Source organism: Streptomyces sp. NPDC002324 (assembly GCF_053593335.1).
The window spans coordinates 670,927-693,478 of the sequence record NZ_JBSFCF010000002.1; the positions used below are offsets into that span (position 1 = coordinate 670,927).

Annotated in this window: 18 protein-coding genes and 1 pseudogene; 7 read left to right on the forward strand and 12 right to left on the reverse strand. The window is 71.8% G+C overall.

Annotated elements, in window-relative coordinates:
• Nucleotides 1–394 precede the first annotated feature (394 nt).
• Complete coding sequence (locus ACWCRJ_RS06000) at nt 395–1,621, forward strand: PP2C family protein-serine/threonine phosphatase (RefSeq protein WP_450938169.1); 1,227 nt, start codon at nt 395–397, stop codon at nt 1,619–1,621.
• Nucleotides 1,622–1,647: 26 nt separating this feature from the next.
• Here the strand turns inward: ACWCRJ_RS06000 and ligA are convergent, their stop codons facing one another.
• From ligA to ACWCRJ_RS06020, 4 genes are all read right to left on the reverse strand, one after another.
• Entirely contained in the window at nt 1,648–3,741 is a 2,094-nt protein-coding gene (ligA, locus tag ACWCRJ_RS06005; protein ID WP_450938119.1) for an NAD-dependent DNA ligase LigA, read from the reverse strand.
• Between the two features lie 52 nt (nt 3,742–3,793).
• On the reverse strand, nt 3,794–4,204 hold the full coding sequence (locus ACWCRJ_RS06010) for a VOC family protein (protein WP_450938120.1): 411 nt from the start codon (nt 4,202–4,204) through the stop codon (nt 3,794–3,796).
• 48 nt (nt 4,205–4,252) lie between these two features.
• A complete protein-coding gene (locus ACWCRJ_RS06015; protein ID WP_450938121.1) occupies nt 4,253–4,645 on the reverse strand; it encodes a helix-turn-helix domain-containing protein in 393 nt (130 codons plus the stop codon).
• A 103-nt stretch (nt 4,646–4,748) separates the two neighbouring features.
• A complete protein-coding gene (locus ACWCRJ_RS06020; RefSeq protein ID WP_450938122.1) occupies nt 4,749–6,203 on the reverse strand; it encodes a glyceraldehyde-3-phosphate dehydrogenase in 1,455 nt (484 codons plus the stop codon).
• Nucleotides 6,204–6,438: 235 nt separating this feature from the next.
• Between ACWCRJ_RS06020 and ACWCRJ_RS06025 the strand changes: the two are divergent.
• Nucleotides 6,439–7,298, forward strand: a pseudogene (locus ACWCRJ_RS06025) (IS630 family transposase); the annotation flags it as partial.
• A gap of 133 nt (nt 7,299–7,431) precedes the next feature.
• On the opposite strand, the gene ACWCRJ_RS06030 reads toward ACWCRJ_RS06025, so the two are convergent.
• Nucleotides 7,432–8,058, reverse strand: coding sequence for a TetR/AcrR family transcriptional regulator (locus ACWCRJ_RS06030; protein WP_450938123.1), 627 nt, complete (start codon nt 8,056–8,058; stop codon nt 7,432–7,434).
• Nucleotides 8,059–8,180: 122 nt separating this feature from the next.
• On the opposite strand from ACWCRJ_RS06030, the gene ACWCRJ_RS06035 reads away from it, so the two are divergent.
• Together ACWCRJ_RS06035 and ACWCRJ_RS06040 are read left to right on the forward strand one after the other, a co-directional pair.
• Complete coding sequence (locus tag ACWCRJ_RS06035) at nt 8,181–8,486, forward strand: Dabb family protein (RefSeq protein ID WP_450938124.1); 306 nt, start codon at nt 8,181–8,183, stop codon at nt 8,484–8,486.
• A 27-nt stretch (nt 8,487–8,513) separates the two neighbouring features.
• Nucleotides 8,514–9,416, forward strand: a complete 903-nt coding sequence (locus ACWCRJ_RS06040; protein ID WP_450938125.1) for an SDR family oxidoreductase — start codon at nt 8,514–8,516, stop codon at nt 9,414–9,416.
• A 705-nt stretch (nt 9,417–10,121) separates the two neighbouring features.
• On the opposite strand, the gene ACWCRJ_RS06045 is transcribed toward ACWCRJ_RS06040, so the two are convergent.
• On the reverse strand, nt 10,122–13,169 hold the full coding sequence (locus ACWCRJ_RS06045) for a helix-turn-helix transcriptional regulator (protein ID WP_450938126.1): 3,048 nt from the start codon (nt 13,167–13,169) through the stop codon (nt 10,122–10,124).
• Between the two features lie 234 nt (nt 13,170–13,403).
• Here ACWCRJ_RS06045 and ACWCRJ_RS06050 point away from each other — a divergent pair, with 234 nt between their 5' ends.
• Nucleotides 13,404–14,870, forward strand: a complete 1,467-nt coding sequence (locus ACWCRJ_RS06050; protein WP_450938127.1) for a purine-cytosine permease family protein — start codon at nt 13,404–13,406, stop codon at nt 14,868–14,870.
• Nucleotides 14,867–15,451: a cysteine hydrolase family protein gene (locus ACWCRJ_RS06055; protein ID WP_450938128.1), complete on the forward strand. Its 585-nt coding sequence runs from the start codon at nt 14,867–14,869 to the stop codon at nt 15,449–15,451. The genes ACWCRJ_RS06050 and ACWCRJ_RS06055 overlap by 4 nt, the downstream gene beginning before the upstream one ends.
• Here ACWCRJ_RS06055 and ACWCRJ_RS06060 read toward each other — a convergent pair.
• Entirely contained in the window at nt 15,427–16,716 is a 1,290-nt protein-coding gene (locus ACWCRJ_RS06060; protein WP_450938129.1) for an alpha-L-fucosidase, read from the reverse strand. The genes ACWCRJ_RS06055 and ACWCRJ_RS06060 overlap by 25 nt on opposite strands.
• Nucleotides 16,717–16,984: 268 nt before the next feature.
• On the opposite strand from ACWCRJ_RS06060, the gene ACWCRJ_RS06065 reads away from it, so the two are divergent.
• Nucleotides 16,985–17,407 (forward strand): SseB family protein, encoded by a 423-nt coding sequence (locus ACWCRJ_RS06065; RefSeq protein ID WP_005474691.1) that lies wholly within the window; start codon nt 16,985–16,987, stop codon nt 17,405–17,407.
• A 72-nt stretch (nt 17,408–17,479) separates the two neighbouring features.
• On the opposite strand, the gene ACWCRJ_RS06070 is transcribed toward ACWCRJ_RS06065, so the two are convergent.
• The 5 genes from ACWCRJ_RS06070 to ACWCRJ_RS06090 all read right to left on the reverse strand — a co-directional run.
• The gene (locus tag ACWCRJ_RS06070; RefSeq protein ID WP_450938130.1) at nt 17,480–17,881 is read right to left on the reverse strand and encodes a MarR family winged helix-turn-helix transcriptional regulator; all 402 of its coding nucleotides are present in this window, start codon (nt 17,879–17,881) and stop codon (nt 17,480–17,482) included.
• A gap of 71 nt (nt 17,882–17,952) precedes the next feature.
• Entirely contained in the window at nt 17,953–18,306 is a 354-nt protein-coding gene (locus ACWCRJ_RS06075; protein WP_450938131.1) for a VOC family protein, read from the reverse strand.
• Between the two features lie 212 nt (nt 18,307–18,518).
• The gene (glgB, locus tag ACWCRJ_RS06080; protein ID WP_450938132.1) at nt 18,519–20,756 is read right to left on the reverse strand and encodes a 1,4-alpha-glucan branching enzyme; all 2,238 of its coding nucleotides are present in this window, start codon (nt 20,754–20,756) and stop codon (nt 18,519–18,521) included.
• A gap of 4 nt (nt 20,757–20,760) precedes the next feature.
• The gene (locus ACWCRJ_RS06085; RefSeq protein WP_450938133.1) at nt 20,761–22,149 is read right to left on the reverse strand and encodes a maltokinase N-terminal cap-like domain-containing protein; all 1,389 of its coding nucleotides are present in this window, start codon (nt 22,147–22,149) and stop codon (nt 20,761–20,763) included.
• A gap of 29 nt (nt 22,150–22,178) precedes the next feature.
• Nucleotides 22,179–22,552: alpha-glucosidase C-terminal domain-containing protein (locus ACWCRJ_RS06090; RefSeq protein ID WP_450938134.1), on the reverse strand; the 374-nt coding region annotated here is incomplete at its 5' end.

Below are 22,552 nucleotides of genomic sequence, written 5' to 3' on the forward strand. Positions count from 1 at the left end.
CGCGCTCACCCTCCGCAGCGATGCCGTGGAGGAAGGGGGATCACCACGGAGTGGCCGGCCGGGGCCGAGGGGCGGGTCGCCCGGGTGGAGGCGGCGCTGCGGCCGCTCGCCGAGGCGCCGGTGGACCTCGCCGATCCCGGCGGGGAGCGGAGGACAGGGCAGCGGCCGGCCGCGATGGACGAGGCGGGCGTCCGGGCGCGGCGGGCCTCGGCGTCGGTCCGCTCCCGCGGACATCCTGCTCCGTGCCGTACGGTGACCGTCCTCGGACGCTGCGTCCCTATATCGCACAAGCGTGCGTGACCTGCCCGTTTTCCTGGAACAGGACCGCGCTCCGGCGGCCATGGGCTCCTATGGTGGAGATCACGGGAAGGCGACGGACGCTGAGGCGGCGACCATGACGGAGACGGCGAACGACTACGCGGCGGTGTTCCAGGCACTGCCGGGCATGGTGGCGCTGCTGACACCCGGGCTGGTGTACGCGGACGCGAACGAGGAGTTCCTGCGGCTGTCGGGCCGCACCCGCGAGCAGGTGGTCGGCCGGTACCTCTTCGACGTGTTCCCCGACAACCCCACCGACCCGTCCGCGAACGGGATGCGCAATCTGGCCGCCTCCCTCCGCCGGGTGGCGGAGACCGGTGAGCGGGACGCGATGGCGCTGCAGCGCTACGACGTGGAGTCCGTGGAGCGGCCGGGGGAGTGGGAGGAGCGGTACTGGAGCCCGGTGAACGCGCCGATCCTCGGCCCCGACGGGAAGGTGGTGCTCCTGATCCACAAGGTCGAGGAGGTCACCGAGCTGATCCGGGCCCGTGAACGCTCGCCGAGCGACCGGGCCAGCGTGCTGGAGGCCGAGCTGTACACCCGCGCCCGGGAGCTGCAGGAGATCAACGAGCGGCTGCGTGAGGCGCACGCCCACGAACGGGAGGTCGCGCTCGCCCTGCAGACGGCGATGCTGCCCGCGCCCAACCCGCTCGGCCACCACCGCGCGGCGGTGCGCTACCAGCCGGCGACCGACGCGCTGAACGTGTGCGGCGACTGGTACGACATGGTCGACCTGACCGGCGTCGACCGCGTCGGTGTCGCCGTCGGTGACGTGGTCGGACACGGCCTGGCCGCCGCCTGCGTCATGGGCAAGCTGCGCAGCGCGCTGAGCGCCGCGTCCCTGGTGGCGGACGGCCCCGCCCAGGCACTCGACGCGCTCGGCCTGTACGCCCGCTCCGTCGACGGCGCCGAGAACACCACCGCCGTGCAGACCTGCGTCGACTGGGACACCCGCACGATCACCTACAGCAGCGCCGGGCATCTGCCGCCCGCGCTGGTGTGCCGTGACGGCCAGGTCGTCTTCCTCGACGGGGCCACCGATCCACCGCTCGGCGCCCGCCCGGAACACACGCTCCGCCCCGAAGCCACCGTCTCCTTCACCGACGGCGACCTGCTCGTCCTCTACACGGACGGTCTCGTCGAACGCCGTGACGAGGACATCGACCGCAGCCTCGCCCGCCTCGCCGACGCGCTCACGCGCCACCGCGAGGCCGGCCCCGAGCCCCTCGCCGACGCCCTCCTGCTCGACCTCCTCCCCTCCGGCGCCACCGACGACGCGGCCCTCGTCATCATCCAGCTCTGATCCGGGCGGCGGTCGGCCCGCGGCGGTCAGTCGAGGAAGTCGGCGACGAGAGCGGCGAACTCGTCCGGGCCGGCCAGCCGGATGCCGAGGCTCTCGGCCTTGGCACGCTTGGAGCCGGCGTTCTCCCCCGCGACGACCAGGGAGGTCTTCTTGGAGACACTGGAGGAGGCGCGCCCTCCGGCACGCTCGATGAGCTCGTTCATCTGGTTGCGGCTGAGCTTCTCCAGTACGCCGGTCATCGCGCCCGTGACCACCACGGCCATCCCCGCGAGCGGCCCGTCCGCGGACTCGGCGGCCTCCTCCGGGGCGGCCGTGTCGTCGGCCGGGGCGGGCGGAGTCGCGCCCGGCTCCGTCATGTTCACCCCGGCCGCCACCAGCTTGTCGATGAGCGGGGCGAGTTCGACCAGCTCGGCCACGATGGCCGGGGCCTTCTCGGTGCCGATGCCCTCGACCCGCTGGATCGCCTCGGCGTCCGCGGCGCGGATGTCGTCCATGGTGGCGAAGTACCGGGCGATACGGCGGGACATGGAGCGTCCGGTGCCCCGCACCCCCAGCGCGCACAGCACCCGGGACAGCGGGCGCCCCCGGGCCGTGTCGAGCGCGGCGAGGAGGTTGTCGGTGCTGGTCTCGCCCATGCGGTCCAGGCCCAGCAGCTGCTCCCGGGTGAGGGCGAACAGGTCGGCGAGATCGGCGACCAGGCCCGCCTCGACGAGCTGGACGACCCGGGTGTGCCCGAGCCCCTCCACGTCGAGCTGGTCGCGGCCCACGGCGTACGAGAGGGAGGCCACCAGATGGCAGTTGCGGCCGTTCTCGCAGCGCCAGCGCTGTTCGCCCCTGTCGATGCCGGAGCCGCATCTCGGACAGACCTCGGGGAAGACGATGGGTTGTTCGTCGCCGGTGCGCAGATGGGCGACGGGAGCCTCCACACGGGGAATGACGTCACCGGCGCGGTGCACCATGACATGGTCGCCCAGGCGCAGGTCGCGGCGGGTGATGTCGGCCGGGTTGTGAAGGGTGGCGTACGTGATGGTGGAGCCGTCGATCTCGACGGGCTCCAGCACTCCGCGCGGCGCGATGATGCCGGTGCGGCCCACGTTCCACTGCACCTCCAGCAGCCGCGTGATCTTCTCGACGGCGGGCAGCTTGTAGGCGATCGCCCAGCGCGGGGCGCGTGAACCGGATCCGGCGGCGCGCTGGTCGGCGGCCAGGTCGGCCCTGATCACGATCCCGTCGATCCCGAACGGCAGCTCCGCCCGCAGCGCGGCGATCTCCTTCACCCGGTCCAGGACCTCCTCGACCGTGGCGGCGGTGACACCCGGCACGGCCGTGCTCGCGGTGGTGTTGACCCCCAGTTCGGCGGCCCGCGCCATCAGCTCGCTGTGGGCCGACTCGGCCAGCCGCGCCGCGGAGTCGGCGTCGGTGCCGGGCAGTGCCAGCAGCCCGTACCCGAAGAACGTCATCGGCACGGTGTAGGCCCGCTCCCTGGCGCGCAGTGTGCCCGCCGCCGCGTTGCGCGGGTTGGCGAACGGCTGTCCGCCGTGTGCGGTGCGCACCTCGTTGGCGTGCTCGAACTGGGCGGTCGTCATGAGGACTTCGCCCCGCACCTCGACCGTCACCGGCTCGGCCAGCTCCTCGGGCAGCCCTTCGATGGTGCCGATGGCGTGCGAGACGTCCTCCCCGGCCGTCCCGTCGCCACGCGTGATCAACCGCGTGAGCCGGCCCCGGGTGTACCGGGCGGCGACCGCCAGCCCGTCGAGCTTCGGCTCCACGCCGAACCGCTCCACCTCGTGCCCGATCCGCCGGGCCAGCGACGCCGTCCACGCCGTGAACTCCTCGGCGGAGAACACGTTGTCCAGGCTCAGCATCGCGATCGTGTGGGGCACGTCCCCCTCGACGGCCCCGCCGGCCACCTTCCCGGTGGGCGACTCCGGCAGGACCTGCTCGGGGTGCTCCGCCTCCCAAGCCGCGATGCCGCGCACGAGCCGGTCGTAGGTGTCGTCGTCCAGCACCGACGTGCCACCGGTGTAATAGGCGGCCGAGGCCCGGACCGCGTCCTCGACGGCCTGGGCGTAGGCGGCGGCATCCACGATCACTGCAACTGATGTCGTCATGGGAGTCATCCTGCCTCCCACCACTGACAATGCCCCGGCGTCGTGCGTGGCCGGGCCGTGCTCAGCCCGTCGGCTGGGTGAAGCGGATGCTGTTGCCGAAGGGGTCGCGCAGGCCGCAGTCGATGCCGTACGGGCGCTCGGTGGGTTCCTCGGTGAACTCGACACCGCAGGCCCGCAGCGTCTCGTACGTCTTGCGGCAGTCGTCCGTGCTGAAGATGAGATGGCCGCCCGTGGCGCCCTTGGTGAGGAGGTCGCGGACCTGTGCCGCGGTCTCCTCGGAGAGCGCCGGGGGGCCGGGCTTCTCCAGGAGGATCTGGCGTTCCGGGTGGCCGGGCACCTGGACGGTCAGCCAGCGCATGAAGCCGAGGTCGGCATCGGTGTGGACCTCCAGGCCGAGCTTGCCGACGTAGAAGTCGAGGGCGTCGTCCTGGTCGAGGACGTAGATCTGCGAGTGCGTGATGGCGTTGAACATGGGGACCACGCTAGCGAGCCGGACGGGCGGAAACTTATCCGAAACTGCTCAGTCGCTCGGGCGCATCCACGCCTTCGCGAAGCACGTCGGTACGGCCACGGACACCGCCGCCCCGCGGTACTCCCGCGGTGATCTGCCCACGATGTCGCGGAACGTCCGACTGAAGGTGCCCGGGCTGGCGAAGCCCACCTCGAAGCAGATGTCGGTCACGGCCCGGTCGGTCTCCCGCAGGAGGAACATCGCTCGCTCCACCCGGCGGCGTTGCAGATAGCGGTGCGGGGTCTCGCCGAACGTGGCCCGGAACGTGCGGGTGAAGTGCGCCTCGGAGACATGGGCGATCCGGGCCAGCGTGGGCACGTCCAGCGGCTGCGCGTACGCCCGGTCCATGGCGTCCCGGGCCCGCAGCAGACGGCGGTTGGACTCTTCGGAAGCTCGGCTCACGGCGCCATCACACCATGGACGCAGCACGGGCCGGACGAGTGGATGATTTGCCCGGCCCGTGCTGCGAGGGGGGCCCGTGGTGCGAAGGGGCCCGCCCGGTGGATCAGACCGCCGCGGACGGGTACGTCGGGTACTCCACCCCGGAGACGTGCTGGACGACCCGGATGACCTGGCAGGAGTAGCCGAACTCGTTGTCGTACCAGAGGTAGAGGATCGCGTTGTCGCCGTCGACCTTGGTGGCACCCGCGTCGACGATGGAGGCGTGGCGGGAGCCGATGAAGTCGCTGGAGACCGAGTCGGGGGCGTTGGTGAAGTCGATCTGCCGCTTGAGCGGCGAGGTCAGCGAGACGCCGCGGAGGTGGTCGAGGACCTCCTCGCGGTCGGTCTCCCGGCCCAGACGCAAACTGAGGATCGCGATCGAGACGTTCGGGACGGGCACGCGGATCGAGCTGCCGGTGATCGGCGCCTTCAGGTCGGGCAGCGCCTTGGCGACGGCCGAGGCGGCGCCCGTCTCGGTGATGACCATGTTGAGCGGCGCGGAACGGCCCCGGCGGTCCGACTTGTGGTAATTGTCCAGCAGGTTCTGGTCGTTGGTGAACGAGTGGACGGTCTCCACGTGACCGCGCAGCACACCGAACTCGTCCGCCATCGCCTTCAGCGGCGGCACGATCGCGTTGGTGGTGCAGGACGCGCAGGACAGGATCCGCTCGTCCGGCTTGATCGTGTGGTGGTTGACGCCGTGCACGATGTTCGGGACGTCGCCCTTGCCGGGCGCGGTCAGCACGACCTTGTCGATTCCGGGGCGCAGGTGGTTCGACAGCCCCGCGCGGTCGCGCCACTTGCCGGTGTTGTCGATGAGGATGGCGTTCTTGATGCCGTACTCGGTGTAGTCGACCTCGGACGGGTCGCCGGCGTAGATCACCTTGATCTCGTTGCCGTTGGCGTTGATCGTGCTGGTCGACTCGTCGACGGTGATCGTGCCCTGGAACTGGCCGTGGATGGAGTCCCGGCGCAGCAGTGACGCTCGCTTGACGATGTCCTCGCCGGCCCGCTCACCCCCGCCGCGCACCACGATGGCGCGCAGCCGCAGACCGTTGCCGGAGCCGGCCTTCTCGATCAGCAGACGGGCCACGAGGCGGCCGATGCGGCCGAAGCCGTACAGGACGACGTCGCGTCCCTCGCCGCCCTCGATCTTGTTGGCGCCCGTCGCGCCGGCGACGGCATCGGCCGTGAACTCCGCGACCGACAGTCCCCGGTCGTCGACCCGGTGCGCCTCGGCGAGCAGGCCGATGTCGATCTGGGAGGGGCCGAGGTCGAGGCTGGTGAGCGCCTCCAGGAACGGCAGAGTGTCGGTGACCGAGAGTTCCACACCGGCGATCTGGCGGGCGAACCGGTGGGTCTTCAGAATGCTGACCACCGACTTGTTCACCAAGGAGCGGCTGTGCAGCAGGACCGTCACGTCCCGCTCACGGTGCAGCTTCCCGATGATCGGGATCATCGACTCCGCGATCTCCTCGCGGTTCTTCCATTGGGTGAACGAGTCCTCGTTGACAGTCACAGATTTATCTTTCGAGCTAGGCGGCGCTCATATGCTAACCACCTCGCTCGGAGGAGATGAACGAGGGGTGCGCAAAGGGCACAGTCCGTCGCATCGGCCCCGAGTTCGCCGGCTCGCCAGTGCTCTGACCGCGTAGGTTCGCCGGGTTGGTGGTCGTGGCGGTTGGATGTGCACTGACGTCCGGCCCGACCGCTGGGGTGGGGTGGCAGAGCCTGTCCGTGTGCGCGGATCGACCGATCGGGAGCGGGCGGGAGGCCGTCCCCGCCTGCTCAGTCCTGACGACGAGGACTTCGTCATCCGGACGGCCACCACCCGCCCCACCAGGCTCGGCCGGCCCTTCACCCGCTGGTCCGTCCGCAAACTCGCCGCCTGCCTGCGGAAAGTGCACGGCCGCGTGATCCGGATCGGCCGCGAGGCATGACGGTGCCTGCTCGCTCGCCGCGGCATCACCTTCCGGCGCACCAAGACCTGGAAGGAGTCACCGGACCCCGAGCGCGACGCCAAGCTCGACTGCATCGAGCACGTGCTGGAACGCTTCCCTGACCGGGTGTTCGCGTTCGACGAGTTCGGCCCGCTTGGTATCCGGCCCGAGTTCGGCCCGCTGGTATCCGGCCCGCCGCCGGCGCGTGCTGGGCTGCTGCTGGTCACCGCGAGCGCCATCCCGCGACGTACCACCGCACTCACGGAGTGAGGTAATTCCACGGCTGCTACTCGATCGGCGACGTCACCCTGTGGGGCGTCAACCGTCGCAAGAAGGCGCCGCGAACACCCTGGCCGCGCTCAGGTCGATCCGGGCCGCTCGCCCGGACGGCGCCCCGATCCGCGTCATCCTGGACAACCTGGCGGCCCACAAGGGCGACACCATCCGCCGCTGGGCGAAGAAGAACAGGGTCGAGCCGTGCTTCACGCCGACCTACGCGTCCTGGGCCAACCCGATCGAAGCCCACTTCGGGCCGTTGCGACAGCACCATCGCCAACTCCAGCCACCGCAACCACACCACACAGACCCGGGCCCTCCACGCCTGTCTCCGCTGGCGCAACGCCGACGCCGGCCACCCCGACGTCAAGATGGCAACGACCCATGCCGCTGCCCGCGCCGGTGACCTCGCCGTCGAGCTCGAACTCCGTCTCCAGAGCCTCCTCGACGTCGTCACGATCGCTCGGCAGCCCCGAAGACGATCTCGACGAACACTCCGGTCCTCCCTCTGAACCCGGCGAACCACAGCGGTCAGAGCGCCTGGCTGCTCGCCGGTCGACCGTTCGCCGACGTCTCGGTTCGCCAGCCGAGGAGGATCGCGCGAAGCGCCTGTTCGGCGAGGTAGCGGGCGCGATCGTCGCCGACGCTGCCGAGGTGACTGAGCGACGCGATGCCGTACAGCGTGCCCCAGAGAATCTCACAGGCCTGGTCGAAATCGGCCAGGACCACGTCGTGTGCAGCCGACCAGGAGGTGAGCAGCTCTTTGAGGACGTCGATGACCGGTCCCGCGACGCGCCGGCGTTCGTCCGCGTCGACCATCGGGTCGTTCATGACCTGGAAGAGGTGAGGGTGCTCGCCGGCGAACCGGACGTACTGCGACGCGATGCGCGTCATGCGCCGGTCCGTATCGGGCTCCTGCGCGGCTTGGCGGAACTCGGTCAGCATCAGGCGGTGACCGTGCGCGACCAGCTCCAGTACGAGCGCGTCCTTGTTGGCGAAGTGCTGGTAGACGACGGGCGCGGAATATTCGACGTCGGTGGCGATGCGCCGGATCGTCAGGGCCGCGATGCCCTCGGTCTCGAGGACGTGCAGCGCGGCTTCGATGATCCGCTCCCGGGTGTTCGCCCGTTCGCGGGCCCTTCTCGTGCTGGTCGGCATGGTCCGTCACTTCGCTTCGATGGTGTCCTCGAACACTAGTCACCGTCTTGACCGCGTCGGCGATGCGCATCATAGTTAACGCCGTTAGGAATTCTAACAACGTTAAGAACGGGTAGTAAGTCATGATTTACCACATCAACAGGGTCACGATGAAGGCCACTGTGACGCCTGAGCAGACCGAGGAGGTAATGGAGAGCTGGCGCGATCAGGGCCGGTCGAACCCCGCCATCAAGTCCTTCGTCGTCGGCCGCGACCACGGCGGCGACCACACGTACGGCGCGGTGTTCGTCGTCGAACATCTCGACGGGCTCTTCGCCTCGAACGCCAAGAACCAGGAACTGCACCGGCGCCGCAACGAGCCCAACCCGCAGATCGCCGGCATGCTCGCCGACGTGCCCACCTGTGCCGGCTCCGGCGTGGACGACTGATCGATACCCGGAGAAGGAGAAACCGTCATGGCCAAGCACGTCATCATCGGTGCCGGATCCATCGGTACCAACGTCGCTCGTCTGCTCGCCGAGCGCGGCGAGAGCGTCCGGATCGTCACCCGCAGCGGCTCCGGCCCCGAGCACCAGCTGGTCGACCGGGTCGCCGCGGACGCGTCCGACCCCTCCCGCCTGACCGAGCTGTCCCGCGGCGCGGAAGTGATCTACCACTGCGCCAATCCACCCTCATACACGGTGTGGGAGCGCCTGTTACCGCCCCTGCAGACGGCGGCCATCACCGCCGCCAAGGCGAACGACGCCGTCCTCGCGCTGACCGGCAGCCTTTACGCCTACGGTCCGCAGCCCGGCGGCCGGATGAACGAACACACCCCCATGGCCGCCACCGGGCACAAGGGCCGCCTGCGCAGACGCATGTGGGAACAGACCCTCGCCGGGGGGATCCGCACCGTCGAGGTCCGCGGCTCCGACTACATCGGCAAGGACGCCAACGGCATCTACTCCCTGCTCATCAAGTCGGCCCTGGAGAAGGGAAAAGCGGCCTGGATCACCGGGCACCTGGACATGCCGCACACCTTCACATTCAACGGCGACATGGCACAGGCCCTCATCACGCTGGCTTCGGAAGAACGCGCGTGGGGCCGACCCTGGCACGTGCCGTCCGCGCCGGCCGTCACCATTCGCGAACTGGCACGGCGCTACGCCGTCGCGGCAGGGCGGCCACCGGTCAAACTGATCCGGATACCGCGCTCCGTGACGCGTACGGCCGGGCTGATCGTGCCGATCGCCCGCGAGATGGCCGAGATGGACTACCAGTGGTACGCCCCGTTCCACATGGACGCGACGGAGACCGCCGAGACCTTCGGCCTGACCGCCACCGACCTCGACACCGCCGTCCGCAACGAGGTCAGCTGAACTCCCACCGCCACACCTGCACGTCGACGGCAGGTCCAGCGAGACTGTGAACATCCGTGGTCACGGCACCAGCCGATGCTGAGACTGGGCACCGGCAGGTCCTCCCACTCCTCCAGTTCCCCGGGAGGCAGGGCGGAGGGGGCGTACGGCTCGGGCTCGGCCGTGGGGGCGGGGGAGGGAACGTCGTCCGGGCCGGCCGTGGGGGTGCCGTCCGGGCCGCAGACGTGTGCCGCCTTCGGGCGGGACACGTTCAGGGTGGCCGCGCCGTTCCGCAACTGGATCGTCTCCGGCAGTTCCTCGGACGTTCTGGACGTCGGACGGGGATGACAGCAGGATGAGCCAGGTCCGTCGCTGCGCGGCCGACCAGCCGCTGTTGTCGAGGCAGCCCGTCGCGCCGGTGGGATACGGAGGCGTGCGGGACGGAACGGGGGCGACCCTCGAACGGGTGGCCGACGGAGTGCTGTGTGCCGCCGGGTCGGAGTCGTCCCCGGAGCACCCGACGGCGAGGAGAACGCCTCCGGCCGTGAGCGTGGTGAACCGTAATCCCCGGCGCGGCCCCCCGTCTGCCCGGTGCCCGGTCGCCGCCGCCCCCTCCGCGGCGGCGACCGGGCACCGAACCGGCCGTCGCGCGCGGGCGACGGTGGCATAGGAGATTACGTATCCGGGCACGGCTTCGACCGCGCCCCGTCGCTCAGGGCGGGGCGCTCACGTGTCCCCGTCGCGGTGTCCGTCACGAAGCTCGTCGCGCGTGTGGAGAGCCGCCAGCGCGGCCCGCGAGGTCACGCCCGTCTTGCGGTAGATGCGGGAGAGATGGGTCTCCACCGTGCGCGGGCTGAGGAACAGGCGTTCGGCGATGGCGGGGCTGGTCAGCCCCTTCGCGACGAGAGCGGCGATCTCCCGCTCTCGCGGGGACAGTACGGCCAGCTCCACGGACGGGGCGTCCTGCGACGGTCCGGCGGCCCCCGTGCCCGCGCCCGCCCCCGTGCCCGCGCCCGTGCCCGCGCCCGCTCCCGTGCCCGCCCCCGGATGCGCACCCGCTGCCGGACCGGCAGCGTCAACCGCCCCCGGCTCTCCGTCAGAGGCCCCCGCCGTTCCCCCTGCGTCCGTGGTGCCGAAGACCGCCGGCCGGATCATCTCCGCGAGCCCGGTCAGCAGATGGGCCTCGCCCTCGGTGCTCAGCCGCAGGGCACGCTCCCACATGGCGCGGGCGCGGGCCGGGCGCCCGGCGGACGCGGTCACGGGCGCCCCCAGCAACAGGGTCTGCGCCTCCCACAGCCGGCCCCCGCCGCGGGCCGTCTCCGCCGCGGCGTGCTCGAACAGGTCGGCCGCGGCCGCCACATCGCCCTCGGCCAACGGCACATGCGCCGAACTGCGCAGTGCGGACGCCCGCTGCGCCACGAGACGTAGCCCTTCCGCCTCCTTGCGAGCGCGCGCCGCCCACTGCCGGGCCTGGTCGCGGTCCCCGACGACGAAGGCGGCACTGACGAGGATCTCCATGAACAGCGGTCGCATGCTCGGCTGCAGGCCGCCGAGATCCTCGCCGCCCGCCCGGAGCACGGCGGCGCGGGCGCGCGCCGGATCACCGGCGTGGAGCGCCGCGTACGCGAGCATGCACCAGGCGATGGACGCCCACCAGCGGGTGCCGGCACCCGCCCGTGCCACGGACTCCTCGGCGACGGCCAGCGCACCGCCGTCGCCCGGCGGGAGGGCGGGGACCAGGGCCTGGGCCTTGGAGGCCAGCACGAAGGCGAGCAGCTCGTCGCTGCCGATGCCCCGGGCGATGGTCTCCGCCTCCTCGGCGAGTTCCAGGGCCGGCCCCAGCCGCAGCGTCATGACCTGGATGTGGGACAGGCACAGCAGCAGATGCGGCACCACATAGAGCAGGCCGCCCCGGCGGGCGATGGCCAGACCGCGCTCGGCATGCCGTTCGGCGTCGGCGTACCGTTCGAGGAAGGCCTCCGCCCAGCCGAGCCGGGCCAGCGGTTCGCACAGGCCCGCCAGATCCTGGTCGGTGAGGGAGTCGATGAGCGCGCCGGCCCGGTCGGCGGCCTCGGCGGCGGCCACGGTGTTCCCCTCGTACGCCTCCCCGAGCGCGGTGACGGCGAGCGCCCCCGCCTCGGCGACCTCGTCGCCCAGTGACCGGGCCAGCTCCAGGGTGCGGGCCACGTCCTCACGTACGTCAGGGTAGGAGCTGGCGTGCGGGGCGGACGAGCCCAGTTCCAGGCCGAGTTGGACGGTCTCGGCGGGGGAGAGGTCGGCGCTCCGGGCCAGTTCACGGCGCAGCAGGGCCACCGCCTCCGCGTACCGGCCGAGATGGCGCTCCATGACCGCGCACAGGGTGACCGCGCGGGCCCGTACGCCGTCGCCGGTGCCCGGCGGCGACAGGCTGATCACCTCGTGCAGCAGGTCCCGGCTCTCCCGCAGCCCGCCGCAGGCGCCGAGCGCCTCGGCCCGCCGCAGCATGAGGTCGCGGCGCGGCGCCCCGTGCTCCGGCCGCTCCGGCAGATGTGCGAGGGCGACGCCCAGCCAGTGGGCGCTGCTCGCGGGCGCGGTGGCGGCTGCCTGCCGGGCGGCCTCGGTCAGGACGGTCACGGCGTCGGGGTCCCAGCCGGTCAGTGACCGCTCGACGTGATGCGCGCGCTCGGTGACCGGCGCCCCGATCCGGGCGAGTTCGGCGGCGGCGAGATGGTGCATCCGCGTGCGCAGCAGGGGGTCGGTGGTGTCGTGGACGAGGGAGCGCAGCACCGGATGCCGCAGGGCCCAGCGGCCGTCGGGCCCCGGCCGCGCGAGGTCACGGGAGGTCAACTCCCTGAGGTCCGCGTCGAGTTGGTCCTCTCGGCGGCCGGTGACGGCGGCCACCAGCGCGGGTGCGGCGTGGTCGCCGAGCGCGGCCACGGCCTGGACCGTGCTCCGCTGGCCGTCGGTGAGGGGGGTCAGCTCGTCCAGGAGCAGCGAGCTGAGGCCTGCGGGCCTGCCTGCCTGGAGCAGGGCGAGGAAGTACAGCGGGTTGCCCTCGCTGGCCGCGTACAGCTCGGCCGCGAGAGCGGGCGGCCGGTCGGGGGCGAGCGCCGCGAGGCAGGCGCCGCGGTCCAGGGGGCCGAGTTCCAGGCGCAGCACCGTCCCGGACTCCACACCCCGGGTGAGCGAGGCGACGAGCCGGGGGGAGGTCTGCCGTTCGCGGCGCGCCACCACGATCACCACGGGCGCGCGGCGCGGCGGATGCCGTACGAGATGGTCGAGCAGTTCCAGGGACGCCGGGTCCGCCCAGTGCACGTCGTCGAGGGCCACCACCAGGCCCTTGCCGGTCCGGGCGATCCGGGCGAGGAAGGCCGCCGCCGCGCGCTGCAGCGCGAAGCGGTCCATTGAGTGGACCTCGGCGAACGGGGACGGGATGCCGGTCTCGGTGTCGAGGTCGGTGAGGGCGTCGGCGAGGGGCTGGTAGGGCAGATGCTGCTCGTACTCGGTCGCCCGGCCGCGCAGCACCGTCATACCCCGCGCCCGCGCCGATGCGCAGAACTCCGACACCAGTCGGCTCTTGCCGATCCCCGCCGCGCCGGTGACATCGACGACCGCCGGTCCGTGGCCGGCCGCCCCAGGACCGTCGTAGGTCGCCCCAGGCCCGTGGCCGGCCGCCCCAGGCCCGTCGTCGGTCCCCGTCGGCCCGTCGCCGGCCCCCGTGAGTCCGTCGAGTATCCCGGCGAGCCGTGCCAGCTCGGTCTCCCGGCTCACCAGCGGAGCCACGTCCCACGGCAATGCGATTCCCCCCGAAGCCGGCCCCGGGCCGTCCCGGAGCCCCGCCGGAGGGCCCTGATCGCGCACCTCCGGCCGATTCCCGAAGATTGTACGTAGCTCCCGGCGGACCGACGGCCCGGTCCCCGCACCCGTACGAGTGCCACCTTGACGGCCCTGACCGGCGCACCTAGGTTCCCCTCGACGCGATCAGCATGATCGGACGGACAGGTCCGCGATCAGACAGGCAGGTCGACGATGACGGACTCCCACACCCCCGACGGCGCGGCCGCCGTCCGACCGCTCCAGGTGGAGACCCACGGCCTGGACGTGATCGGCGACGCCGACCGCAAGGGCACCCCACGCACCCTCTTCTGGCCCTGGTTCGGCGCCAACGTCTCCATTCTGGGCATGAGTTACGGCGCGTTCGCGCTCGGCTTCGGCATCTCCTTCCCACAGGCCCTGGCCGCCGGGGTCATCGGCATCGTCTTCTCCTTCCTGCTCTGCGGCTTCGTCGCGGTCGCCGGCAAACGCGGCTCGGCGCCCACGATGGTGCTCAGCCGCGCCGCGTACGGAGTGCGCGGCAACCGGCTGCCCGCTGCCGTCTCCTGGCTGCTCACGGTCGGCTGGGAGACCGTGCTCTGCGCGCTCGCCACCATGGCCACCGCCACCGTCTTCGGCAGGCTCGGCACGGGCGGTGGCACCGGGACCAAGGTGATGGCCCTCGTCCTGGTCGCCGCGCTGGTCGTGGTGGTCGGTGTGATGGGCTTCGACCTGATCATGCGGTTCCAGACGGTGATCACGGTCGTCACCGGTGTGCTGACTGTGGTCTACGTCGCTCTGGTGGCCGACCACGTCCACTGGTCCGCCGTCAGCGCCGTACCGGCCGGATCCGCCCAGGAGTTCATCGGCGCCCTCGTCTTCCTGATGACCGGCTTCGGGCTCGGCTGGGTCAACGCGGCCGCCGACTACTCCCGTTATCTCCCGCGTGCCTCCTCCGGCCGGGGTGTCGTCGGCTGGACCACCTTCGGCGCCTCGCTCGCCCCGCTGCTCCTGCTGGTCTTCGGACTGCTCCTCGCCGGTTCCTCCGCCGACCTCGACGAGGCCGTCGCCGCCGACCCGATCGGCGCGCTGACCACGCTCCTGCCCACCTGGTTCCTCGTCCCGTTCGCCGCCGTCGCCGTGCTCGGCCTGGTCGGCGGAGCCGTCCTCGACATCTACTCCTCCGGCCTCGCCCTGCTCGCGGCCGGTCTGCGCGTACCGCGCCCGCTGGCCGCCCTCGTGGACGGGGTGCTGATGATCGCGGGCGCCGTCTACATCGTCTTCTTCGCCGACGACTTCCTCGGCCCGTTCATCGGCTTCCTCACCACCCTCGGCGTCCCCATCGCCGCCTGGTGCGGTGTCATGCTCGCCGACCTCCTGCTGCGCCGCCGCGACTACGCCGAGGCCGACCTGTTCCGCCCGGAGGGCCGCTACGGCGACATCCCGCCCGGCCCCCTCCTCCTCACCGTCGCCGCCACCGCCCTCGGGTGGGGGCTCGTCACCAACTCCGCCGCGGGCTGGCTCGACTGGCAGGGCTACCTCCTCGGCCCCTTCGGCCTCGGCGGCAGGACCGGTGACTGGGCCTACGCCAACCTGGGCGTCCTCCTCGCCCTGGCGGTCGGCTTCCTCGGCACGCTGACGCTGACGCGGGGCCGGGTCCGGGCGCAGGAGGCGGCGGTATGAGCGCGCCCGCCCCGGCGGGTCTGCTCGCTGTCATCGACATGCAACGCGTGTTCGCCGAGCCCGACAGCCCCTGGGCGGCCCCTCGTTTCGACGAGGCCGCGGACGGCGTACGGCGGCTGCTGCCGGCGTTCGCCGGCCGGACCGTGTTCACCCGCTTCGTCGCGCCGCGGCGGCCCGAGGGTGCCTGGCGCGCGTACTACGAGCAGGCTCCCTTCGCGCTGCGGCCCGCGGGCGCCCGCCTGTGGCAACTGGTCGACGGACTCGGCGACGGATCCGCCGACGCGGCGAGGGACGTGGTCGACGCCCCGACCTTCGGCAAGTGGGGCCCGGAGCTGGCCGCCCGTCTGGGCACGGACGGGCGGCTGGTCCTGGCCGGGGTCAGCACCGACTGCTGTGTGCTGTCCACGGCCCTCGCGGCGGCCGACGCGGGCGTCGAGGTGCTGGTGGCCGCCGACGCCTGCGCGGGCGCGGACGACGCGTCTCACGCCAAGGCCCTGCACGTGCTGGACCTGTACCGGCCGCTCGTCCGGGTCGTGACCGTCGACGGGATCCTCGGTCAGTCGCGGCCCGTACCCCGGTAGAGGTCCAGCTCCCCGTCCAGTTCCAGGGCGAGCACGGTCCCGTACGGGTCGAGGTCGGCATCCGCGGGGGCGTCGATCCAGGTCACACCGGGTACGGCGTCGAGGCCGCCGATCACCCGGTGGCCCAGTTCGGTGCCCGTGCCGAGGACCGTGACCTTGCGGACGGGATTGCGCAGCCCCCGCACCGCGACGGACTCGCGCGGCACGTCGAAGCACGTCAGATACAGGGTGCGCCGGTCGGCGGACAGGGTGCTCGGACCGTAGTGGTGCCCGGCGGGCAGCCCCGCGACCGTCCCGTGGACGGCGGCGGAGTGCCGCCCGATCCACGCGCCGAGCCCCTCCAGCCGCTCGACCTGCTCGGCGGGGATCGTCCCGTCCGCCCTGGGGCCGACGTCGAGCAGCAGATTGCCGCCCATGCCGATCGTCTCGGCGAAGTAACGCACCAGCTGCCGCACCGACTTGTGGTTGTGGTCCGTGTGCTGGAACCCCCAGGAGTCGTTGATGGTCAGGCACAACTCCCAGGGCCCGTCGGGCGCTTCGAGCGGCACCCCCTGTTCGGGGGTGGCGTAGTCGCCGCGGCTCAGCATGCGGGCGTTCAGGACGGTGTCCGGGTTCTCCGCGAGGATCAGCTCGGCCAACTCCTCTATCCGCCACTGCTGTTCGGTGCGCTCCCACTCGCCGTCGAACCACAGCAGGTCGGGGCGGTACCGCTCGACCAGCTCCCTCACCTGTCCGTCGCGGTAGGCGAGGTAGCGGTCCCAGGCCGCCGGGTCCTCCTCGCCGGGTGCGGCGTGCGAGTAGGGGTTGGCGTCGTTGCCGCCCGGGTGGGTGTTCGTCCACTGGTCGATCTCGGGGTGGCGGACGCTGGCGTAGTCCGGGTGGTTCCAGTCGGAGTGCGAGTAGTAGAGGCCCACCTTCAGGCCCCGCTCGCGCAGCGCGTCCACGTATCCGCCGATCAGGTCCCGGCCCGCCGGGGTGCGCCGGACGACGTCCAGGTCGCCCTGCGCGGTGTCCCACAGGGCGACGCCGTCGTGGTGGCGCGCGGTGAGCACCGCGTATTCCGCTCCCGCCCGCGCGAACAGCTCGGCCCAGGCGGCGGGGTCGTAGGCGGACGCGGTGAAGCCGTCGAGCTGTTTCATGTACTGCTCGTGCGTCACCTCGCCCCAGTAGAAGGACCAGGACTCCGGCACTCCGTCCACGGCGTAGATGCCGTAGTGGATGAAGATGCCCAGCTTGGCGGCGGGAAACCAGGGTTGCATGGTCATACGGCCACGCTAGGCGGACGGTCCCGGCGAGCGCGTGGGCCCCGGTCACCACTGCTGGTCCGTTTTCACCACAGGGGTGCTTGGGCGGTCGGCTCCGAGCGGCTGCCGCTCCTGCTGCCGGACGAGGTGACGGGCCGTAGCCGGAGTGGTCGGCCGTACACGGAGCGACGTAGAGGAATGCGTGCGTCCGTGTCGGGTACGCGCAGGGCGACGCGCCCGGTACGGACGCCGTGCCGGGCGGCCTTTCCATCACTACCTGGGATCTTCCATGGACATCTCCCCCAACGGCCACCACGCGCCCCAGGCCGCCTCGCCGGCCCAGCGCGCGCTGACCGCGCTCGCCATCGACACCCACGACACGGCCGCGCTGAACACCCTCGCCGACAGTGATGTGCTGATTCCCGTGCCGGACGACGCCGACGAGGCGGCCGTGAGCGATCCGACGGCCGTGGCGCTGCCCGTGCTGGAGCAGCCGGGCGGTGAACAGATCGTGCCGGTTTTCACCTCGGAGCCGGCGATGGCCGAACTCCTGCCCTACGTCTCGCGCTACCGCCTGGTACCCCTGGGTGCCCTGGCCTCCCAGTGGCCGGCCGACGTCGACCTGTCCCTCACCATCGACGCCGGTTCTCCGCACGGCCTCACCCTCGACGCCCACGACGTGGGCACCCTCCTGGGAGGGCAGGGGATCTGAGCCCGGAAGCTACACCTGGAGGCGGGGAGAGCAGCCCCTCGTGCCCGGTCCGGCCGGGTCGCGGGCGGGCTGTCAGCCCTGCCGCAGCATGCGGGCCAGGGCGTCGCGCTGCAGCGGCAGCGCCTCCGCGTGCAGCTCGCGGCCCCGGTCGGTGAGAGCCACCCACACGCCGCGCCGGTCCTCCGCGCAGACGGACCGCTCGACCAGGCCGTCCTTCTCCAGTCGGCCGATCAGCCGGGACAGCGCGCTCTGGCTGAGATGGACCTTCTCCGCGATGTTCTGCACCCGGCACTGGTCTCCGGCCGCCGTGGCGGTCGCCAGGCCCGAGGCGAGGATGTCCAGCACCTCGAAGTCGCTGGCACCGAGGCCGTGCGGATGCAGCACGCGGTCGATCTCGCACATGGTGCGAGCGTGCACGGACAGGATGTCCCGCCACTGCTCCTCTAGCCGGACACCGGCCGTGTTCGCTGCCATATGTGCACGGTAACAGAGGGCGAGGTGGTTGTTGCCTGTGCAACTAGTGCAGGTGCAAGGACTGCCCCGTACTACTCCGCCGCGGTGTCCTGAAGGAGCCCGATCAGGTTCCCGTCCGGATCCTTCACCGAGGCGATGAGCCGGCCGCTGCCCACGTCGTGGACGTCCTCCAGCACCTGCGCGCCGGTGACCAGCAGTGCCGCGAGGCTCGACCGGATGTCGGAGACGTGCCAGTACGGCACGGGTCCGGTCATCCCCTTCGCGTGCCCGTTCGGGTCCAGACCCACGTCCTGCCCCGCGTCCTTGAAGCCGACGTAGTACGCCGAGTCCGCGTACGGCTCGACCTCCAGCAGGGCGCTGAACAGGGCCTTCGCTGCGGCCAGGTCCTTGACGGGGTAGATGACGGTCTTGAGTCCGGCGGTCATGGGGTGCTCCTCGGCGGTTGTTTTCCTGGTCGCTGTGAACTGTGCTCCACGCTAGGGCGCGGGCGGCTCGGCGGGCTTCTCCGATCCTGATCGATCGCTCCGGGGTGGTGTGCCTTCGGCGTCCGGTGGCCTGAGAAGCAGTGGGCGCAGCCCTTGCTTCTCACAGGCGCGGGAACTGCGCGATCAGCCCCCACCGCGCCCCGCGGACGGACTCAGGCCGGGCGGAGCCAGACCGTGGCCAGGGGTGGCAGAGTCAGCCGGACACTGCCCGACCGCCCGTGCCACGCCACCGGCTCGCGTTCGACGGGACGTGGCTCGCAGACCCCGCTCCCCCCGTACGCCACGGCGTCCGTGTTCAGCACCTCATGCCAGGCCGGGACATCCTCGGGGACACCCAGTCGGTACTCCTGGCGCACGACCGGGCTGAAGTTGGACACGGACAGCAGCGGCACTCCCTCCGCGTCGAGCCGCAGGAACGCGAAGACGTTGTCCTCGGCGGCATCCCCGCTCACCCACCGGAACCCGGCGGGATCGGTGTCCCGCTGCCAGAGCGCCGGGGTCCGGCGGTACACCGCGTTGAGATCGCGGACGAGGTCACGCACGCCACGGTGGTCCGCCTCGGCCTCGTACGCGGGATCGAGCAGCCACCAGTCGGGCCCGTGCGCCTCCGACCACTCCGCGCCCTGGGCGAACTCCTGGCCCATGAAGAGGAGTTGCTTGCCGGGGTGGGCCCACATGAAGCCCAGGTAAGCCCGGTGGTTCGCCCGCCGCTGCCACCAGTCGCCCGGCATCTTCGACACCAGAGCCCGCTTCCCGTGCACGACCTCGTCGTGGGAGATCGGCAGGACGTAGTTCTCGCTGTACGCGTACACCATCGAGAAGGTCATCTCGTCGTGGTGGTACTTGCGGTGCACCGGCTCGTGCTCCATGTAGCCGAGCGAGTCGTGCATCCACCCCATGTTCCACTTCAGCCCGAAGCCGAGGCCGCCGCTGTCGGTCGGGCGGGTCACGCCGTCCCAGGCGGTGGACTCCTCCGCGATGGTCACCACGCCCGGCGCGCGCCGGTACACCGTCGCGTTCATCTCCTGGAGGAAGGCGACCGCGTCCAGGTCCTCGCGCCCGCCGAACACATTGGGGGTCCACTGACCGGAGTCGCGCGAGTAATCGAGATAGAGCATCGACGCGACCGCGTCCACCCGCAGCCCGTCGACATGGAACTCCTCGCACCAGTACACGGCGTTCGCCACGAGGAAGTTGCGCACCTCGGTGCGCCCGAGGTCGAACTCGTACGTCCCCCAGTCCGGGTGCTCGGCCCGGCGGCTGTCCCCGGGCTCGTACAGCGGCTCCCCGTCGAACCGGCCGAGCGCCCAGTCGTCCTTGGGGAAGTGCGCGGGCACCCAGTCCAGGATCACCCCGACGCCGGCCCGGTGCAGCGCGTCGACGAGGTGACGGAAGTCGTCCGGCGTGCCGAGCCGCGCGGTGGGCGCGTAGAAGCCGGTGACCTGATAGCCCCAGGAGCCGCTGAACGGGTGCTGGGCGACCGGCATCAGCTCGACATGGGTGAAGCCGAGGTCGGAGACGTACGCGGGCAGGACGTCAGCGAGCTGACGATACGTCAGCCCAGGGCGCCAGGACGGCAGATGGATCTCGTAGACGGAGAACGGCGCCTCGTGCACCGGGGTGTCCCCGCGCCGCGCCATCCATTGCGCGTCGCCCCACTCGTAGTGCGAGGCCGTGACGACGGACGCCGTCGCGGGCGGCACCTCCGCCTGTCGTGCCATCGGGTCCGCCTTGAGGAGACGGTGGCCGTGGCGGGAGGTGATCTCGTACTTGTAGTGGGCGCCCACGCCCACCCCCGGCAGGAACAGCTCCCAGACCCCGGACGATCCGAGGGACCTCATCGGGAACGCCGTCCCGTCCCAGCAGCCGAAGTCCCCGGCGACCCGTACGCCCCGGGCGTTCGGCGCCCACACGGCGAAGCGGGTGCCGGGCACGCCCTGGTGGGTCATCGGTTCGGCGCCGAGCGCCTTCCACAGCTGCTCGTGCCGCCCCTCACGGATCAGATGCAGATCCAGCTCGCCCAGTGCGGGCAGGAAGCGGTACGGGTCGTGCACCTCGTGGTCGGTGTCCTCGTACGAGACGAGCAGTGTGTACTCCGGGACGGTGTCACGCGCCAGCTGGACGGAGAAGAGACCGTCGCCCTCAGAGGCGAGGTAGGTGCGCTCACCGTCGATCACGACGCTCACGGCGTGGGCGTACGGCCGCAGTGCCCGCACGGCGATCCCGCCCGGCACCGGGTGGGCGCCGAGCAGGGCGTGCGGGTCGTGGTGGGCGCCGCAGAGCAGCCGCGCGCGGTCGTCGGGGGCCAGGGGAGGGGCGGCCACGGTCAGCCGGGGCCCGCGCGGGGGCGGGCCCGCCGCCTCGGGGGGAGTGGTGTCGCGCAGGGCCACGGTCTCAGTCTCCTCTCACGGCGAGACGCTCGATCGCCGCCATCGGTACGGGAAGCCAGTCGGGGCGGTGCCGGGCCTCGTAGAGCACTTCGTACACGGCCCGGTCCGTTTCGTAGGCGCGCAGCAGCCCGTGCTTCTCGCGCGGGTCCCAGCCGGCGTGCGTGGCGTAACCCGCGCAGTACGCCTCCCGGCAGTCGCGTGCCCACTGAGGGCGCCAGGGTCGGCGCTGCCGGGCGGCGTAGTCGAAGGAGCGGAGCATCCCGGCGATGTCCCGCACCGGCGACTGGGTGCCGCACCGCTCGGCCAGCGGACGGGACGGCTCACCCTCGAAGTCGATGACGAACCACTCCCGGCCCGCCCGCAGCACCTGACCCAGATGCAGATCGCCGTGGACGCGCTGCGCGGGCGGCCCGACATCGCAGGAGAGCAGCGCGCGGAAGGCGGTGCGCAGACCGGGAACGAACGGCCGCAGCGCCGGTACGGAGCGGGCGGCGGCGTCCAGCCGTTCGGTCATCGCGGCGGCCGTCCGCCCGTTCTCGTCATGGGCTCCGGAGGGGAAGGCCGAGGCCAGCGCCAGGTGGACCTCGGCCGTGGCCCGGCCCAGCTCGCGGGCCTGCGCCGTGAAGTCCCGCCCGGCGGCGAGCGCGCCGAGCGCCAGCGTCCAGCCGTCCGACGCGTCGGGCAGGAACGGCTGCAGCACACCGAGCGTCGCCGGGAACGGATCGGCCGTCCCGAACCAGGCCACGGGCGCCGGCACCCGGCCGCACCCCTGCCCGGCCAGCGCGCCCGGCACCTCCAGGTCGGGGTTGACCCCCGGCTGGATGCGCCGGAAGACCTTCAGGATGAACGCGTCCCCGTACACCAGCGAGGAGTTGGACTGCTCGGCGTCCAGCAACCGGGGCGCCAGCCCGGCCGGCACCCGTACGCCGGGGTCCGCCTCGAACCGCAGCGGGCCCGCCGTACCGGGGTGCCGCAGCCGTTCGAGCAGCAGCTGGGCCGAGCGGGGGTCGTACAGCGCGTCGTACACGGTGAGTCCCGCGAGCGGGCCCTCCTGCGCCTGCCCGATGAGCGCCGGGCCGAGGCGCGGCGCCTGGTGTTCGCGCACGCCGAGGAGCAACTGGTAGCAGTCACCGGCGCAGGGAGTGCCACCGGGCGCGGGCACCCCGCCGTGGCCGGTGTGGCTCGGCTGGCCGGTGTGCACGAGCAGATGCAGACAACCCGGATACAGCTCCGTCATCGACAGCAGGGCGAGGTCCGTGACCGGCCGGTCCTTGCCGGCGAACCAGCGCTGCCGCGGCAGCCACTCGCGCAGCAGCCCGGCCAGCGAGGTCATGAGGTCGGCGGCGACCCCGTCGCTGCTCGGCCGGAGCAGTGCGGTTGCGGTCTTCGACATGGTGACGCGTCCTTTCGCCGGGCCGCGCCTCAACGCCCGGGGGCGGCGCGGGTGAGGACTCGGGAGAGCCGGAACCAGTAGAAGCCGTGGCCCGCGAGGGTGAGGAGATAGGGGAGTTCACCGATGGCGGGGAAGTGGACTCCGCCGATGAGTTCGACGGGGTGGCGTCCTTCGTAGGCGCGCAGATCGAGTTCGGTGGGCTGTGGGAAGCGGGAGAAGTTGTGCACGCACAGCACCAGGTCGTCCCCGTCCTCCTCGATCGAGGGGGCCTCGCGGAGATACGCCAGCACGGCCGGGTTGGACGAGGACAGCTCGGTGTAGCTGCCGAGGCCGAACGCCGGGTTCTGCTTGCGGATCTCGATCATCCGGCGGGTCCAGTGCAGCAGCGACGAGGGTGATGACA